Raw genomic sequence first — 17,384 nt, forward strand, 5'->3', positions numbered from 1 at the left:
GAGGAGGTAGGGCTCAGCTATTAGCTGGCCTGCCACACGGGCTCAAACTTGAATTTGCTGAGCTTGATATTGGTCCAGCGGCCCTCAAGGCCACTTTTGCACTCTTTCTCGTTCACCAGCACGTCCACGCAGTGGCGGTGGCGACGATTCATGGTGTCGTGGATGATGTAGATGCCATCCAAGGCATCTGAAATACCGCTTACACGCACCTTGTCGCCGTAGCTAAAGGGGCCGCCCCACGGAGCAAGTAGGTCGCGGGACACTGCCAGCCAGCGGGTTTTACTGGAGTGACGCTGCGGGATGATGGAACCATCAGCGGTTTCCATCGGAGCTTCGTCCGTCTGGCCCACTTCAGGCCAGTAAGTAGTAGCTGTAACGGTGTACGCTAATGTTTTAGGAGGTAGAATACGCTTGATAGGCGTCACCGGTACCACTACCGATACCGGACGGGGGCTGATGCTGGCTACCGTGGAGGGAAGCGCAAGTGCCGAAACAGGAAAAGTACGAGGGGGAAAGAGGAAAGTCAGTAAGAATAGCGCAATGGACATGACGTTTGGGTTCGTGGACTCTCGCTTATGCCCGGAGAGGATGGACTGCCGGCCCGACTCGGCTACAGGAAAAGCGCCATCTACGTTAGTAGAGAAAAAACGCCTTTTAAAGTATGATAAGCAGCGTTTAGGCCGCGTACATGCATCTTTGAGAGTGAAATAGGGTCTAAATATAGATAATTTCTATAATAAATTGCACTTACAAAATGATGTCATTTTGAAGGTTACAAAGGTAAGAGGTTTTTTTTAAATGGAGGAAAGTGCAATTGCTAATGATATTAGTGTTGTTGTTTGCTTCAATCGTTAATGGTGACGCCCCTTACGAGGTAGGGCCGAGTAGAGTTATGGCGGGCATAATAACCTGCTCCAGTTCAGAGCGTATGCAGTAGGAGGAATGCTGATCGTGGCATACTTCCTATTCTAGCATGTTACTTTCTTTATATGAACCCAGCTTTTCCATTCCGGTTTTGCCTGTTGAACATTGGCTTAGCTGCAGCATTGTTGCCGGGTTGCAACTCGCCTGCTCCTGCCACCGATGTTAACGGCCCCACCGCCACTTCCGATTCCGCGCAAACAGCTGCGCCGGTAGCGCCGGCCAACTCGCCGCTGCAGGTGGTGGCCCAGTTCCGGGAGCCGCAGATGGTAGGCGTGGCCGTGCTACCCGATGGCCGCGTGTTTGCCGACTTCCCCCGCTGGGACAACAACCCCGTGAACCCCGTGGCGGAGGTGATGCCCGACGGCTCCGTGAAAGGCTACCCCGACGCCGACTGGTGCGCCTGGAATGAAACCGTGAAGAACGAGCCCCAGAAGCACTGGATTTGCCCCCAGAGCGTGCATGCTGACAAAACGGGGATGCTGTGGGTGCTCGATCCGGCCTCGCCCGGCATTAAGGGCACCGTGCCCGGCGGCCCCAAGCTGGTTAAGATTGACCCGAAAACCGACAAAGTGGTGCAGAACATCAGCATCCCGGAAAGCGTGGCCTCCCGCAAATCCTACCTCAACGATGTGCGCATCGACACCCAGAACCAGTACGCCTACATCACCGAATCGGGCGTGGGCAGTCTGGTGGTCGTGGATCTGAAATCGGGGAAGGCGCGCAAGCTGCTGGCGGGCCACTCGTCGATGATGGGCGACACCACGCTCAACATCAAAGCTGACGGTAAAGAGCTGATTGACGCCACCGGCAAGCGCGCCCGGTTCAATGCCGATGGCATTGCCTTGAGCCAGGATATGCAGTACCTCTACTGGAAGCCCTTGACCAGCTATACCCTGTTCCGCATCAAGACGGCAGCCCTGCGCAACCCCGCCCTCTCGGATGCTCAGCTGGCCTCGCAGATTGAGGACCTGGGCAAAGTGCCCGCCTCCGACGGCATGGAAATAGACGCGGCCAATAATCTATACTTGAGTGCTTTTGAGGATCATTCTATCAAGCGCCGTACGCCAGCCGGCAAAATCGAAACGGTGGTGCAGGACCCGCGCCTAGAGTGGCCCGATACGTTTGCCTTCTCCGGCGACGGCAAAACGCTGTACGTGACTACCTCAGCCATCCATAAAACGCCCACTTGGAACAAAGGCATCGGCAAGCAGGACCAGCCCTACTATATCTTCAAGATGGCATTGAAGTAGCAATGCATACAGTAGCGCGAACTACAAAGTTCGCGCTACTGTATGCATTGCTACTTCACCGAAAGCCGTTTCTGTTCAATGGGAGCGGCTTTTATATTTATTTGATAGATTGGACATCGGTATCATCGAGAGAAAACAAGATTGAATTATATGCTTGATAATAAGCTTTATTTGAACATGCGAATATCTGTTTTTACTTCCTGATCAGTCTATTTACCTTTACCCCCTGACACTACCAGCTCCCACCGCATGGACGCCAACTCTTATATCGCCAACGCCCACGGCGACTACCTCGACAACCTGTACCAGTCTTACAAGGCCGACCCGCAGTCGGTGGATACGAGCTGGCAGAAATTCTTTGAAGGCTTCGACTTTGCCCAGCAGTACCCCGAAAACGGGATGCCGCAGGCCGACGGCGAAGGTGTGCTGACCACCTCAGCCAGCACCAATCAGGCCGGCGCCGTCCGGGCCGTGGATACGGTAGCGGCCGACAAGGAAACCCAGGTGCGCAACCTCATTCACGCCTACCGCAGCCGCGGCCATCTGGTGGCCAAGACCAACCCGGTGCGCGAGCGGAAGGACCGCAAGGCTCGCCTCAACATTGCCGATTTCGGGTTGAGCGACGCTGACCTTGATACCAAGTTCAAGAACGGTGAAGTGTTGGGTTTGGGCGCGGAAGCCACGCTGCGCGAGATTGTGGCCGCCCTGCAGAAGGTGTACACCCGCACCATCGGCTTCGAGTACATGTACATCCGCGACCCGCAGGTGCTCGATTGGTTCCGCGAGAAAGTGGAGAAGGACTCGCTGAGCTTCAACCCCGGCGTGGAGTACAAAAAGCGTATCCTCAAGAAGCTGAACGAGGCCGTAGTGTTCGAGAACTTCCTGCACACGAAGTTCCTGGGCCAGAAGCGCTTCTCGCTGGAAGGCGGCGAATCGACCATTCCGGCCCTCGACGCTATTGTTAATAAGGCTTCGGAACTAGGCGTGCAGGAGGTGATGATTGGCATGGCCCACCGCGGCCGCCTGAACGTGCTGGCCAACATCATGGGCAAGACCTACGAGCAGATCTTCTCGGAATTTGAGGGCACTGCCGTACCGGACCTGACCATGGGCGACGGCGACGTGAAGTACCACATGGGTTACTCGTCGGAGGTAGAAACCGAAGGAGGCAAGAAAGTTAACCTGAAGCTGGCTCCCAACCCCTCCCACCTGGAGGCGGTGAACCCGGTGGTGGAAGGCTTCGTGCGCGCCAAGATTGAGCACCAGTACGGCGGCGACTACCACCAGATTCTGCCCATCCTCATCCACGGCGACGCGGCGCTGGCCGGCCAGGGCATCGGCTACGAGCTGACCCAGATGTCGTTGCTGGAAGGCTACCGCACTGGCGGCACGCTGCACTTCGTAATTAACAACCAGGTGGGCTTCACCACCGATTTCGAGGACGCCCGCTCCTCGATTTACAGCACCGACCTCGCGAAGATCATCGACGCGCCGGTGCTGCACGTGAACGGTGACGACCCTGAAGCTGTGGTGTTTGCCGTGCGCCTCGCCACCGAGTACCGCCAGCAGTTCCACGCCGATATCTTCATTGATATGGTGTGCTACCGCCGCCACGGCCACAACGAGTCGGACGAGCCCAAGTTCACCCAGCCCACGCTTTACAACCTCATCAGCAAGCACCAGAACCCCCGCGAAGTGTACAACGCCATGCTGGTGCAGCGCGGCGACGTGGACGCGCAGCTGGCCCAGCAGATGGACAAGGAGTTCCGCGACACCTTGCAGGCCCGCCTGGACATGGTGAAGCAGAAGCCGCTGCCCTACAACTACCAGCCCCTCGAAAACGAGTGGCGCACCCTGCGACGCAGCAAGCCCGAAGACTTCGAGAAGTCGCCGGAAACGGGCATCAGTGAGGAAGTGGTAGCCAAAGTAGGCAAGGCCCTGACCACGCTGCCCGAAGGCTTCCGCCCCCTGAAGCAGATTGAAAAGCTGATGGAGGAGCGCAAGAAGATGTTCTTCGAGACGCGCGTGCTGAACTGGGCCGCCGGCGAGCTGCTGGCCTACGGTTCCCTGCTCGATGAGAAGCACATTGTGCGCGTGAGCGGCCAGGACGTGCAGCGCGGCACTTTCTCGCACCGCCACGCTGTGCTGCACGATGCCGAAACCTCGGCCCCATACAACTCGCTGAACTACATTTCGGAGGGCCAGGAAAAGCTGAGCATCTACAACTCGCTGCTGAGCGAATACGCAGTGCTGGGCTTTGAATTCGGCTACGCCATGGCCAACCCCACGGCCCTGGTGATCTGGGAAGCCCAGTTCGGCGACTTCGCCAACGGTGCCCAGACCATGATTGACCAGTTCATCGTGTCGTCGGAAAGCAAGTGGCAGCGCATGAACGGCGTGGTGCTGCAGCTGCCTCACGGCTACGAAGGCCAGGGCCCGGAGCACTCCAACGCCCGGCCCGAGCGGTTCCTGCAGTTGGCCGCCGAAAACAACATCATCGTGGCCAACATGACCACGCCGGCCAACTTCTTCCACGCCCTGCGCCGCCAGCTGACCTGGGAGTTCCGCAAGCCGCTGGTGGTAATGTCGCCGAAGTCGATGCTGCGCCACCCGCTGTGCGTGTCGCCGGTGGAGGAGTTCACCTCCGGCCACTTCCGCGAGGTGCTCGGCGACGTGTACGCCGACGCCAAGAAGGTGAAGCGCGTGCTGCTGTGCTCGGGCAAAGTGTACTTCGACCTCCTGGACGAGCAGCAGCAGTCGGGCCGCACCGACGTGGCCATTGTGCGCCTCGAGCAGCTGCACCCCTTCCCCAAAAAGCAGCTCGACGCCGAGCTGGCCAAGTACCCCAAAGCCAAGCTGTACTGGGTGCAGGAAGAGCCCGAAAACATGGGCTACTGGAACTACCTGCTGCGCTTCATGCGCCGCGAGCTGGAAGATGTGATTTCGCGCAAGCCCTCGGCCTCGCCGGCAACCGGCTACAACAAGGTGCACGTGAAGGAGCAGAAGGACCTCGTGGCCCGCGCCTTTGACAAGCCCAAAGAAGCCGTGGCCGACGACAACATCAAAGCCACCGCCGAAGTAGCCAAGAAGCAGGACTAGTCCTGTGTCATTCCGGGCAGCGCGAGGCATCTGAGTGAAAACGGGCAACGGCTTCACTCAGATGCCTTCTGCATCGGAACGACAACTTCAACGACATTCCCCCACCGAAACTCTTCAAAACTCCCACGTATGGGTCTGGAAATTAAAATCCCCGCCGTTGGTGAATCCATCACCGAGGTTACCATTGCCAAGTGGCTGAAAGCCGACGGTGACACCGTGAAGCGCGACGAGATTCTGGCCGAGCTGGAATCCGACAAAGCCACGTTTGAGCTGCCCGCTGAGGCCGACGGCGTGCTGAAAATCCGCGTAGCCGAGGGCGAAACCATCGGCATCGGTACCACCATTGCCGAAATTGACGGCGACGGTGCTGCCGCCGCGCCGGCTGCTTCGGCTCCGGCCGCTGAGGCTCCGGCGGCTCCTGCTACCGATCCGGTGAGCAAGGGCGAGGAAAACCCCAAAGCCAGTGACCAAGCCGGCTACGGCGGCCAGCCCGAAGGCGGTGCTGCTTCCGGTGCCCCGGCTGCTGCCGCTCCGGCTGCCAGCAACGGCGGCGGTGGAACCGTAGAAATGACGATTCCGGCCGTAGGTGAGAGCATCACCGAAGTAACAGTGGCTAAGTGGCTGAAAGAGGACGGTGCCCAGGTGCAGCGCGACGAAATCATTGCCGAGCTGGAATCGGACAAGGCGACGTTTGAGCTGCCTGCCGAAGGTACCGGCACGCTGCGCCACGCCGCCAAGGAAGGCGAAACCATCGGCATCGGCGCTACTATTGCCCGCATCGAAGGTGGTAGCGGCGCTGCCGCTCCGGCTCCGGCCGCCGCACCAGTTGCTACGCAAACCGCTCCAGCTGCTGCTGCTCCGGCGGCTTCAGCAACCACCAGCTACGCCACCGGCACGCCTTCGCCGGCTGCCGGTAAAATCCTCGGTGAAAAAGGCATCAACCCCGCCGACGTGCAGGGTTCGGGCCGCGACGGCCGCATCACCAAGGACGATGCCCAGAACGCCCAGGCCAAGCCTGCCGCACCGGCTCCGGCCGCTGCTCCGGCTGCTGCCAAACCGGCTGCAGCAACACAGGCTGCTCCGGCCGCTAGCGGAAACCGCAACCAGCGTCGTGAGCGGATGAGCAATCTGCGCAAGACGGTGGCCCGCCGTCTGGTGTCAGTGAAGAACGAAACGGCCATGCTTACCACCTTCAACGAGGTGAACATGCAGCCCATCATGGACCTGCGCAACAAGTTCAAGGACAAGTTCAAGGAGAAGCACAGCGTGGGCCTCGGCTTTATGTCGTTCTTCACCAAGGCCGTGTGCGTGGCCCTGAAAGAGTGGCCCGCCGTGAATGCCCAGATTGATGGCACCGACATCGTGTACAACGACTTCTGCGACATCAGCATTGCCGTATCGGCTCCGAAAGGCCTCGTGGTGCCGGTAATCCGTAACGCCGAGGAGCTGTCGTTCGATGGTATCGAGAAGGAAATCCAGCGCCTTGCTGGCCTGGCCCGCGACAACAAGCTCACCATCGAGCAGATGACCGGCGGCACGTTCACCATTACCAACGGCGGCGTGTTCGGCTCCATGATGAGCACCCCGATTATCAACGCCCCACAGTCGGCCATTCTGGGCATGCACAACATCGTGCAGCGCCCGATTGCCGAAAACGGCCAGGTGGTAATCCGCCCGATGATGTACCTAGCCCTGAGCTACGACCACCGTATCATCGACGGCCGCGAGTCGGTGTCGTTCCTGGTGCGCGTGAAAGAGCTGCTCGAAGACCCGACGCGTCTGCTGCTGGGCGTGTAAATCACAGATTTAGCCGAATTCACCGAATTCCGTGACCAGTAAAACAAAAAGAGGCTTGCCAATCGGCAAGCCTCTTTTTGTTTTATGTTATTAGTCAGTCCTAATGCAAGAAAAGCATGGTTAGCACTGACTACAAGATTCGTGAAATTCGGCTAAATCTGTGATTTAGTCGACTGGCAGTTCGCGGGTGCGGGATGCACTTAGGCGCGTGGCCATCTGTTGAGCTACTTGTTTGGCTTGTTCGGCGCGGGAGCCAGTGAAGTGCTCTTCTACCGTCGACGAGAATAGATTCAGCCAATGCTCGACGTGGGCGCCACTGCGGGGGAGGGCCACCTGCTCAGGAAGAGGCTCACCTTCAGTTGTTCCTTCGCCCAGCAGCGTGCTGCTCCAGTAGCGGTACTGCGACGTGAGGTAGTGGGGCCAATGAATGCGGGCCGCCGCTCCAAAACTGGCTCCTAGGAGCGTGTCCTGCGTAGCCTTATGGCACAGCGTATCGACAAGCGTTTTGATGTCGCCTTCAGTCTGAATGTCGTGGCGCGTGGAAGAGGTTTGCATAGACAAAGGAGGATGACAGGGTGGGCTACCAACTACGTAGCGAATTTACGCAGGTTACGTGTCATTCGCTATAGAATGATAAAGTTTTTATCTTTTCCTGATTATATGCTATTCAAACGCATTTTACCGATGTTATTTTACCCGGGTAATGCGCAGCTGATCTAGCAAGGCCTCATTAACTGCCCCGTTCATATTCTCATTAGCTACTTCTAGGTCAAGAGCAAGTAATGAGCGGCCTTTCGGCAATTGCACTAGAATTGGGTTGGAGTAGCCCCAGTCCGACCACTCGTCCACGCCGCGCTGTGGCAGTACTACCGTACCTACCTGTGTCGCCCCAAGGCGGAGCGTACGAATCGCGCACTTGTTGCTGGTGTTGATAGGACCGTTGCCGTTGGCATAGCGGAAATCAAGCGCATAGAGCCCTGTCGCTAGCACCGATATTGGCACCGTGAGGCGGCGGTTCAGCATCTTGTTGATTTCTACGAAACCCTTGCCCTGATAACCTTTGTACGCTTTAGATGATTTGGGTGTAGCCGCCTCTATTTCCACAAGCTGCGTGTGGCGGGCGGCCTCGGGCACCACTGGCTCACTGGCGAAGCTCTCGAAGCCTTGGGCGTCGATGGCTACCACCTGATATTCGCTGAACGGCTGGCCGGCGGGCACGGCGTAGGTGGATTCGGTGGTGCGAGCCGCAAACTGGCCGTTGCGCAGCACTTGGTAGGCGCGGGCGCTCTCCACGGCAGGCCACGCCAAGGTACCGGCCGCGTAGCGCACGGCAGGCGTGGGCGGCGCTACGTGGTGCGCCACTTTATTCTGTGCTGAGCTTGCCAATGGCGTATTGGGCAGCTCAATCCGGATGTCATGCGTGCCGGTGAGCGTGGCCGGGATGGTGGCGTCGGGTAGCGGCTTACCGTCCAGCGTTATCTGGCGGATGCCCTGGCCGAAGCCGACCATTTCGATGTTGAGCACGGCGCCCCAGTAGCGGAAGTTGGTGAGCTTGCGCGGGCCAGCCAACGCCTGCGGCACGAATGGTTGGAACGTGAGCTGATCGGCCTGGAAGTTCATGCCAAACAAACCTTTGTACACTAGCCCCAGTGCACCCGAGAGGCTCCAGAGCATGTTGCTGCTGTTGATCTGGGTACCGGCGAAGTCGCCGTTGCTGGCCACGAAGTTTTCCTTATTGGTGAGAAACAGCGCCGCGGGCCGCGCCACGGCCATCAGGCTTTCCAGAAAGGCAGTTTCGTTGCCAACTTTGGCCGCCGCCAGTCCCCAGTAGCTCTGCACAAACGGCCACACAGCATTGTTGTGGTAGGGCGGAATGCCGGAAATCTGCGGGTAGATGCACGGCATGCCGTAGTCCATGGCGGGCGTGCGGGCCACCACGGTCTGGGGCCGGCTGCCTTCGGCCACGCCAAACAGTACCGCCAGCGCCTCGCCCAGCGCCTCCGACTTCGGCGATACCTGCTGATGCACGCGGCCGTAGCGGAACTGCCCGTAATAGCCCTTATCCTCCAGCCACAGATGCTGGTTGATGCCCTGTTTGATGCGGGCCGCGCGGGTTTGCGCCTCGCGCGCCACGGCGGTTTCGCCCAGCTTTTCGGCCATCAAACCCAGCACAACGTTGCCTTGATAGTGCGCCGCGTTGGTGCCCAGGTTTTCGCTCTGGTAGATGTCCACGGGCTGCATCCACTTGGAGTAGGTCTGCTCGCGCCAGTCCAGAAACGACGATTCGCCGCGCACGAGGCCGGTTTGCGCATTGTACGCCACCTGCTCGTCGTCCTCGATGGTGTGCTTGATGATGGGGTACACCTGCCGCAGCCAGGCTTCGTCGCCGGTGGCCAGGTAGATTTCCCAGGCGGCCGTAGCCCAGATGATCCGGTCGGTGGAAACGGGGTAGGCGCCGCCGGTGCCGGTGTCCTGGATAATGCGGCCTTCGGGCGTGACCTTGCGCATTAAGCTGATTTTGGCCGCTTCCGGTTGCAGCAGCGCCTGGCTCAGAATGATGCTGTAGCTGATGTCGCGGGTCCAGACGCCGGCCCATTCCTGGCCGGTGCGGAACGTGCCATCAGGCTCCACGGCACGTTTGGCTTCTTCCAGCGCCATATTATACAGCGCATCGAGCAGCGGAAAATCGGAGGTGAGCTGCGGAAACGCCGACACGTCGAGCGTAGCCTGCCAGCGGGCGGCGGTGCTCTTTTGGTCGGAGTGAGCGTTGAGGACCACGGTGGTTTCGTAGATACCGTTGCCGTCGGGGTCTTTCAGCTCCAGCGGCGGCTTGTTAATCAGGTTGTCGAAGTCCCAGCTCAGCGGCGCGGTGTTGCCGGCCACGAATACGTGCATGAAATCGGCTTGGTAGAGCTTCTGGCCATTGTAAAGCGTGTAGTAGCCCTGTTTCCGGAAGGCGGCCAGCATCGGCCGCAGATCCAGCCGAATGGTGAGCGGCGTGTTGGGCGCCAGGTACTGGTTTGCTGGCACCGGCCGCTTGTCCACCGACTGCTGCCCGAACACGATAACCGGGGTTTCGAGAGCCGCACCGCCGACGGCTGGCAAGGCTAGGAACAGGTGGTCCTGGCCGGGCGCCATTTCGTTGTCCTTGCCGTTGACACTGAACTTGAAGCTCACCTGCGGACTCTGAAACGCGTTAGCCGGGCTCTGATAGTTGGAGATCAGCGCCTGGCGGGAGAGGGCCCGCGCCGTGTGCGGACCCTGCACCAGCGAATCACGAAAGACAGTGTAGGCCGCCGATTGCCACACGGGCGTGGCCGGCGCCGTGGCTGGTGGGCCGGTGGTAGGGGAGGAGGTGGGTTTAGCCATCTGGCAGGCAGCAAGGAAACCGAGGCTCAGTAGGAAGCTGGCGGAATAAGAAAGTCGGAGTCGGGACATAGCCTAAAGTAACGGTAGATGTAGTTTCTGATGTCTGACTGAGTTGATGATAAGACCAGTTTAACGATGACGAGACGCGAATACGCGTATCATCATCGTTAAACTGGTCTTTTACTGCGCCACTTGGTGGGTTACTCCTGAACTGGCCGCGTCGGCTGCCGCCCACCCAACACTACCAGCGCCACGGCTACCACAATCAGCGCAGCTCCGCCCAGCATCCCGGTATTCAGCGTTTCGCCTGCAAGAGCCCAGCCCAGGAGCACTGCCACCACCGGATTTACAAAGGCGTAGGTGCCCGCCAGCGCCGGCTCTACCACCCGCAGCAACCAGATGTAAGCCGAAAATGCCACGAACGAGCCGAATGTGACCAGATAGGCGAATGCACCCCACACCTTAAGTGGAACGTGGCTCACCTGAAACGTAGCGGCTTCACCGTGCAGCAGCCCCGCCACCAGCAGAAACGCCCCGCCGCACAGCATCTGCATGCCCACCCCCAGAAACGGGGAACCGCCAATGGGTTTCTGCCGCGAGTAGAGCGAACCAACTGACCACATCAGGGACGCCAGCAGCACCGATACCGTACCGAGCAACGGGTGGCCCGGCAGTAGCACTGGTGCCGTGCTACGGGTGCTCATCAGCAAGCCCAAGCCGCCCATCCCCAGGGCTAGGCCCAGCAGCACTTTGCCGTTGGGGCGCGGTGCGAGGCCCGAGGCCCAGCCCAACAATGCCAGGAACATGGGCACCGTGGCGACCAGCAGCGCTGCCATGCCTGACGGAATGTACTGCTGCGCGAAAGTGGTGCCGCCATTTCCGAAAAGTGGCAAACACAACCCTACCACGGCCGCCCGCAGCCAGTCCTGCCGGCTGGGGGCCGCCGCGCCACTCAGCCGCACGGCGCCGTACATGAGGGCGCCGGCCAGCAGAAAGCGCATAGCCGACAGCAAAAACGGCGGCCAGACGCCCAGCGCTACCTTGGTAGCCAAGTATGTGGAACCCCACACCAGATATAGCGCCAACAGTGCCAGCACAACAAGAAAACGAGGGGCAGTAGGGACGACAGTAGACATGTGGCAAAGGAATAAGCTCACAAACCTAAGGGCGTTTTTCCAACGTTACCTGTACTGCCTGATTCTTCACTGCGCTCTGCATAGCCGTTGCTGCAAAACCCTGCTGAAAACTGATTCCGAAGGCTGCTTGGTTCATAACGGGAAAACTACTTCCAAGACAAAACACGTCAGAGTTTAATGATGAGCTTTTATTTTGTATTAGTCCTATTTTTAGATTTTGGTCTCATATTGGGATAAGGTTGCGAAATGGCTTGCTATTGTCAGTGTAGAGGCAGTACAGCTTGTTTTTAGATTGATAAAAACTGAATTCCACTTGAATATTCATATTTTGTTTTTGTACTTTTGTTTGCAAGGCGTGCTTAGCATTGCTTTGATGTATATCAAAATAATTTAATCATAAGTCAGGCAAACAGTAGAAGGTCTGCCTGGCCAGAGCAAAACTATACGCACAGAATCTGATGGCCCCAGTAGTAGCTGCTCCCCCCACCAACTGCCAGCATTGCCCGCACTTGAACCACTCACTGCTGGGCAAATGCCAGGTAAGCGAGCTAGCTTTGATTTCCGGTAGCAAAGTGTCGCAGCGTTACCAGCGCGGGCAGATTATTTTTCAGGAAGGCAGTCGGCCTGCTGGTTTGCACTGCATTCATCAGGGCCGCGTGAAAGTGTCAAAGGTGAGTGGTGACGGGAAAGAGCAGATTCTGTCGTTGCGCAAGGAGGGAGATGCGCTGGGCTTTCAGGCCTTGTCTGATGGGGGCTGCTACGTTTCTTCGGCTGTGGCCCTCAACGATTGTGTGGTATGCATGGTGCCGCGGCCTGACTTCTACAGCCTGCTGGAGCAGAACACGCAGTTTTCTCATGCTCTCATGAGATTGTTGGCTCAGATGCTGGGCGAAACCCAGAAGCGGGTGCTGCACACGGCCTATAAGCCCGTCCGTGAGCGGCTGGCCGAGGCGCTCCTGCTGCTCTACCGCTTCTTCCAACCCGATACGGGCACCACATTCAGCATTCCTATCTCCCGCGAAGATCTGGCCGCGCTGATGAGTACGGCCAAAGAAACTGCCAGCCGCCTGCTCTCCGAGTTCCGCGACGAGGGCCTGGTGACCACGCAGGGCAGCCGCATCACCGTTCTGGACCTGAAAGGACTGCAAAGAATATCGGCGCTCCACACCTGAGCTGCTTTCTGGAAGTTACCTGACGACACGCCTCCGTTGCAGTAATGCTGCTTCGGGGGCGTAGCTGTTTCAGGAGGCCTCGCTGCGCGATTCCCAAAATGATTCCCAGGCTCGCTATTGTGGGAAAAGTTTAATCACAATCATTTTCTGATTTGATGCCGGTCATTTTTCAAAGGCCCAAAAGAACGGAGCTTTGCATGGTAAGCTGATCTGCTGTCGAGAAGAAAATCAGAGGGTTAGGCTGCTTACGAACGTCTTTCTACTACTTCGGGGCAAGTACGGTATGCTGGTTCACTGCGTGGTTCCACCCCGATGCTTTTGAACGAATGACTGGCACCCGCTCACGGTTTTTTCCTCTTTTCTTTTTCTTTTATAGTACCATGGCTTACTCAGTCAACAACCCCGCCGGCAAAATAGTACAAGACGTCATCACGGACCTGCCAGGTCTGGTGGCTATTGCTGTCGTTGATATCAACTCAGGCATGAGCCTGGCCTCGCACTCCAATTCGCCGGCCCTCAACCCTGACACGGCGGCGGCTTACAACACGGAGGTAGTAAAGCAGAAGCAGAAGGCTATGGCGGCCCTGAAGCTTTCCGGCGAGTCGATTCAGGATATTCTTATCTCCCTGTCGAATCAGCTGCACCTCATCAAGCTCAACGAAAGCGGCACCAAGTTTATCTATCTGGTGGTAAACTCCCGTGACACCAACCTGGCTATTGCCCGCGAAGTGCTGCGTGCCCACGCTGATCAGCTCAACTAAATTCAGCGTATCAGCCTGTCGTATTGCCGTCTGTGCCACTAGATGGGGCGGGCGGCAATATCCGATTCTTTTCTGCGCAGGAACTGCGTGTTTTTTGCCTATTGCCGGGTGCTTGGTTACGGGCGCTGGCACATTGTATAGGCCGCTATGCCGATTCCTTTTCTTCAACGCATACAGGCGCTGGCCGGGTCCGCCGTCAATAAAATAGTGCCTGCCGGCCCTGGGCCGGCTGCGGCCGCCGCTGAGCAACTGCTAAAGCAGCTGCTCAGCGGGTTGCCGGAGCTGCTGGCGGCCGCAGTAGTGGAGGTGGAGTCGGGCCAGCTGCTGGCTTCCTATACTACTTCCCGCGAGTTCAACCTGAGCAAAGCCATTGGCTTCAATGCCGAGGTGATCCGGCAGCAGCGCCGCGCCATGCAGGCTCTGCAGCTGCCGGCCGAGGAGCAGCTGGACGACATTCTGATTACGCTTCAGAACCAGTTGCACCTGCTGCGGCTGCTTTCCGATGGCCGTCGGTTTCTCTACGTCGCTGTTGACTGCCGCGACACCAACTTGGGTATTGCCCGCGCCGTGATGCGCACCTGCCAGGAGTAGGACGCTTGGGTAGCGGCAACGCTTCATTTTACATTTTTCTCACCCTCTATTCTACTACGCGTATGAAATTGACGGCTTCTCCTTTTGATCCGCAAACCGGCGAGCTCCTGCCCGTGTACCGGGATGCTTACCTGAACGGCGACCTGACCCGCACCTCGGCCCAGGCCGTGGAAAGCTACCTGCGCCAGGACGCCGACCAGGCCCACGAAACCCTTAACCGCTGGCAGGAGTTGCAGGCCACAGAGGCTGTAGCAGCTCCTACCTGGGTACAGAAGCAGGTTCAGTACATCCGGGCCGAGCCGGTGCGCTTCCGCCGTCGGGCTACCACAATGGTAGCGTCGGCCGCCCTGCTTGGTACGATGGTATTTGCGGGCACCAAGCTCCCGACGGAGCGCACCCCTACCGACAACCTACCCACGGAAAGCCTGGAGCTGGCTACTGCCGCCGAAGTCAGCGAAGCTGCTGAAGCATCGGTATCCTCTACGGCAGCCGTTGCCCGCATGATTACGGTGCGGGGCCGCATCCTGAATGAGGCCGGCTCGCCGCTGGTAGGCGCTACGGTCCTCAACCCCGGCAGCCGCCACGGCGTGTCGACCAACTCCGAGGGCGAGTATGTGATGCAGGTGCCGGCCGGCACCACCACGCTTAAGTATGGCTACGGCGGCTACCAGGATGAGGAACTGGTGGTGAAGAAAAGCAGCATCACGGACGTGACTCTGCAGCCCCAGGAGCCGCAGCAAAAGCGCCGTTGGTGGCAGTTTTAGGTGCAGCCTGCGCTATTGTTTGAAGTAGCCCTGTTGGCGTGAAACCGAAATCGTACCGTAGAAAAGCACCCCGCCCGACGGAGCCGGCGAAAACCCGGCAGGCCAGCACAGCCGACCCGCTTGCTACGCTGGTAGTGGAGCAGGTGCGGGCCGAGCTGCCGGAGCTGCTGGCTGTAGCGGTGGTCGATGTGGCTTCCGGTACCAGTCTGGCTGCCTACTCCGGCACTGCGGCCATCGACCCCGATACGGCTGCCAGCTTCAATGCCGAAGTGGTAAAGCTCAAGCTGAAGGCCATGACAGCCCTGCAGCTGGCCGATGAGCAACTCGATGATATCCTCATCACGCTTTCCAGTCAGCTGCACCTGCTTCAGCTCAGCCCCGACGGCCGCCGGTTTATTTATCTGGTGGTAGCCGGGCAGAACACCAACCTGGGTATTGCCCGGGCTGTGCTGCGGGGCCAGATCGGCCAGCTGAGCGCTCCGCCGGTTTCCTAGCTGCCCCGAACAGCGGGAGTCATGCAAAGCTCCTTCTCCGACTGCGGGGAAGGAGCTTTTTGCGTGATCTTAAGCCGAAAGGTGCTGTCTTCAGCGCGGAGCAACAGGGACTTGGCTGCCTTGGAGTCAGGGCAGCGGGCCGCTGCCGCACAAGCAGCGCAACGTAGCTTGCGCGGCAGCGTCTATTGGGCGCTTGTATCTGTGTAGTTCCTTTCCCCTTACTATGCCCCGCGTTCTGCTTCTGGTTGCGTTTCTGCTAAGTATCCATTTCCAAACGGCCACCGCCCAACTGCTTCAGCCCCGGCCCGCCTTCACCCGCGCCGACTCGCTGCGGGGCGGCCTCACGCTCCTGCGCACCTGCTACGACATCAACTACTACCACCTCGATGTGAAGCTGGACGTGGCCAACCGGGCCCTGAGCGGCTCCAATCTGTTTCGCTTCACGGCCACCCAGGATTTCACGCGCCTCCAGTTCGATTTGTTTGCCAATCTGAAAGTGGACAAGGTGGAATACCAAGGCAAGTCGGTGCCGTTTACACGGGAAGCCAACGCGGTATTCGTGACGTTCCCGCAACCCATCCAGCAGGGTTCTAAAGATGAGTTCCGGGTGTATTATTCCGGCCAGCCGACGGTGGCGAAGAAAGCGCCCTGGGATGGTGGCCTCGTATTCACGCAGGATGCCCAGGGCAAGCCGTGGGTAGCGTCGGCGTGCCAGGGCGTGGGCGCCAGCATCTGGTGGCCCACTAAAGACCACCAGGCCGACGAGGTAGATTCCATGCTCATCAGCGTATCGGTGCCGAAGGGCCTGAAGGACGTGTCTAATGGGCGGCTTCGCAAAACCACCAAGCTAAAAGGCGGCTACACCCGCTTCGACTGGTTCGTGGGCAACCCTATCAACAACTACGACGTGGCCCTTAACGTGGGCGACTACCAGCACTTCAGCGGCGGCACTTACGCCGGTGAGGCCGGCCCGCTGTCCGTAGACTACTGGGTGCTGCCCGAAAACCTGACCAAAGCCAAAGCGCACTTTGCGGCCAACGTGCCGCCCATGCTTAAGAGCATGGAGCACTGGTTTGGGCCGTATCCGTTCTACAAGGATGGCTACAAGCTGGTGGACGCGCCGCACCTGGGCATGGAGCACCAGAGCGCCGTAGCCTACGGCAACAAGTACCAGAACGGCTATTTGGGCCAGGACCGCTCCAACACCGGCTGGGGCTCGAAGTGGGACTTCATCATCATCCACGAAAGTGGGCACGAGTGGTTCGGCAACAACATCACCAGCAAGGATATTGCTGATATGTGGGTGCACGAAGGCTTCACGTGCTACTCCGAGGCCTTATTTGTGGAAAGCCAGTACGGCAAGCAGGCAGGGCAGGAGTATATCCACGGGCAGCGGCGCAACATCCAGAACAACGGCCCCATCATCGGGACGTACGGTGTAAACCAGGAGGGCTCCGGTGACATGTACGACAAGGGCAGCAACCTGCTTAACATGGTGCGCACCGCCCTCAACGACGATGAGAAATGGCGCCAGATTCTGCGTGGCCTCGGCAGTACGTTCTACCATCAGACCGTCACGACCGAGCAGATTGTCGGATACATCAATCAGCAGAGTGGCCGCGACTTCACGCCCATCTTCGACCAGTACCTGCGCCACCCCGGTCTACCCACATTGGAAATCCGCTTCGAGAAGGAGAAAGTGCTGGCCCGCTGGATTGCCGACGTGCCGGGCTTCAACCTACCCGTACGCCTACGCACCAAAGGCGGCGAATACGTGGCCCTGCCGCTCACCACCAAAATGCAGCCGCTGGCCGTGCCCGGCCTCACCAAGGACAACCTGGAAGTGGACACATTCAACTACTACATCGGGGTGCTGGTGGAGTAGAAGGTGAAATGGTGGGTTTGATATGCCTTACCCGAGGTGCACTCTACAAATAGGCATAGGTCGCTCAAACGTCGTTTCCCGACCACAGAAAAGCGCCTCTTCCATAGTCGGAAGAGGCGCTTTTTCATTCGAAGGTATCAGT

The 17,384-nt window shown here is 58.7% G+C and carries 13 protein-coding genes; 9 read left to right on the forward strand and 4 right to left on the reverse strand.

The features are described from left to right. Window positions 1-20: 20 nt before the first annotated feature. Complete coding sequence (locus H4317_RS01895; RefSeq protein ID WP_185888509.1) at window positions 21-548, reverse strand: RlpA-like double-psi beta-barrel domain-containing protein; 528 nt, start codon at window positions 546-548, stop codon at window positions 21-23. Window positions 549-989: 441 nt separating this feature from the next. On the opposite strand from H4317_RS01895, the gene H4317_RS01900 reads away from it, so the two are divergent. The 3 genes from H4317_RS01900 (at window position 990) to odhB (ending at window position 7,070) form a co-directional block, all read left to right on the forward strand. Then, a complete protein-coding gene (locus H4317_RS01900; protein ID WP_185888510.1) occupies window positions 990-2,174 on the forward strand; it encodes an SMP-30/gluconolactonase/LRE family protein in 1,185 nt (394 codons plus the stop codon). Window positions 2,175-2,423: 249 nt separating this feature from the next. Beyond that, entirely contained in the window at window positions 2,424-5,273 is a 2,850-nt protein-coding gene (locus H4317_RS01905; RefSeq protein ID WP_185888511.1) for a 2-oxoglutarate dehydrogenase E1 component, read from the forward strand. Window positions 5,274-5,402: 129 nt separating this feature from the next. Next, window positions 5,403-7,070, forward strand: a complete 1,668-nt coding sequence (odhB, locus tag H4317_RS01910; protein WP_185888512.1) for a 2-oxoglutarate dehydrogenase complex dihydrolipoyllysine-residue succinyltransferase — start codon at window positions 5,403-5,405, stop codon at window positions 7,068-7,070. Between the two features lie 165 nt (window positions 7,071-7,235). Here odhB and H4317_RS01915 read toward each other — a convergent pair whose 3' ends face one another. The 3 genes from H4317_RS01915 to H4317_RS01925 form a co-directional block, all read right to left on the reverse strand. Further along, a complete protein-coding gene (locus H4317_RS01915) occupies window positions 7,236-7,625 on the reverse strand; it encodes a group III truncated hemoglobin (RefSeq protein WP_185888513.1) in 390 nt (129 codons plus the stop codon). A 132-nt stretch (window positions 7,626-7,757) separates the two neighbouring features. After that, entirely contained in the window at window positions 7,758-10,439 is a 2,682-nt protein-coding gene (locus tag H4317_RS01920; RefSeq protein WP_260625779.1) for an alpha-L-rhamnosidase-related protein, read from the reverse strand. Window positions 10,440-10,639: 200 nt separating this feature from the next. Continuing rightward, entirely contained in the window at window positions 10,640-11,575 is a 936-nt protein-coding gene (locus H4317_RS01925; protein WP_185888515.1) for an EamA family transporter, read from the reverse strand. A 509-nt stretch (window positions 11,576-12,084) separates the two neighbouring features. Between H4317_RS01925 and H4317_RS01930 the strand changes: the two genes are divergently transcribed. From H4317_RS01930 to H4317_RS01955, 6 genes are all read left to right on the forward strand, one after another. After that, window positions 12,085-12,747: a Crp/Fnr family transcriptional regulator gene (locus H4317_RS01930; RefSeq protein WP_185888516.1), complete on the forward strand. Its 663-nt coding sequence runs from the start codon at window positions 12,085-12,087 to the stop codon at window positions 12,745-12,747. A gap of 380 nt (window positions 12,748-13,127) precedes the next feature. Further along, on the forward strand, window positions 13,128-13,508 hold the full coding sequence (locus H4317_RS01935) for a hypothetical protein (RefSeq protein WP_185888517.1): 381 nt from the start codon (window positions 13,128-13,130) through the stop codon (window positions 13,506-13,508). Between the two features lie 147 nt (window positions 13,509-13,655). Further along, window positions 13,656-14,099: a hypothetical protein gene (locus H4317_RS01940; protein WP_185888518.1), complete on the forward strand. Its 444-nt coding sequence runs from the start codon at window positions 13,656-13,658 to the stop codon at window positions 14,097-14,099. Window positions 14,100-14,161: 62 nt separating this feature from the next. Beyond that, window positions 14,162-14,863: a carboxypeptidase-like regulatory domain-containing protein gene (locus H4317_RS01945; RefSeq protein ID WP_185888519.1), complete on the forward strand. Its 702-nt coding sequence runs from the start codon at window positions 14,162-14,164 to the stop codon at window positions 14,861-14,863. A 38-nt stretch (window positions 14,864-14,901) separates the two neighbouring features. Then, window positions 14,902-15,357 (forward strand): hypothetical protein, encoded by a 456-nt coding sequence (locus H4317_RS01950; RefSeq protein ID WP_260625780.1) that lies wholly within the window; start codon window positions 14,902-14,904, stop codon window positions 15,355-15,357. A 223-nt stretch (window positions 15,358-15,580) separates the two neighbouring features. Next, window positions 15,581-17,242 carry a M1 family metallopeptidase gene (locus tag H4317_RS01955; protein ID WP_185888520.1) on the forward strand — a complete coding sequence of 554 codons (1,662 nt, stop codon included), beginning with the start codon at window positions 15,581-15,583 and terminating at the stop codon, window positions 17,240-17,242. The last annotated feature ends 142 nt before the right edge of the window (window positions 17,243-17,384 follow it).

Source organism: Hymenobacter sediminicola (genome assembly GCF_014250515.1).
Lineage (GTDB): Bacteria > Bacteroidota > Bacteroidia > Cytophagales > Hymenobacteraceae > Hymenobacter > Hymenobacter sediminicola.

Bases quoted from the DNA above. Each gene is read 5' to 3' on its own strand.
- H4317_RS01955 (WP_185888520.1), top strand. From the start codon at position 15,581: ATGCCCCGCGTTCTGCTTCTGGTTGCGTTTCTGCTAAGTATCCATTTC.
- H4317_RS01920 (WP_260625779.1), bottom strand. From the start codon at position 10,439: ATGGCTAAACCCACCTCCTCCCCTACCACCGGCCCACCAGCCACGGCG.
- H4317_RS01935 (WP_185888517.1), top strand. From the start codon at position 13,128: ATGGCTTACTCAGTCAACAACCCCGCCGGCAAAATAGTACAAGACGTC.
- H4317_RS01915 (WP_185888513.1), bottom strand. From the start codon at position 7,625: ATGCAAACCTCTTCCACGCGCCACGACATTCAGACTGAAGGCGACATC.
- H4317_RS01895 (WP_185888509.1), bottom strand. From the start codon at position 548: ATGTCCATTGCGCTATTCTTACTGACTTTCCTCTTTCCCCCTCGTACT.
- odhB (WP_185888512.1), top strand. From the start codon at position 5,403: ATGGGTCTGGAAATTAAAATCCCCGCCGTTGGTGAATCCATCACCGAG.
- H4317_RS01945 (WP_185888519.1), top strand. From the start codon at position 14,162: ATGAAATTGACGGCTTCTCCTTTTGATCCGCAAACCGGCGAGCTCCTG.
- H4317_RS01900 (WP_185888510.1), top strand. From the start codon at position 990: ATGAACCCAGCTTTTCCATTCCGGTTTTGCCTGTTGAACATTGGCTTA.
- H4317_RS01905 (WP_185888511.1), top strand. From the start codon at position 2,424: ATGGACGCCAACTCTTATATCGCCAACGCCCACGGCGACTACCTCGAC.
- H4317_RS01940 (WP_185888518.1), top strand. From the start codon at position 13,656: ATGCCGATTCCTTTTCTTCAACGCATACAGGCGCTGGCCGGGTCCGCC.
- H4317_RS01925 (WP_185888515.1), bottom strand. From the start codon at position 11,575: ATGTCTACTGTCGTCCCTACTGCCCCTCGTTTTCTTGTTGTGCTGGCA.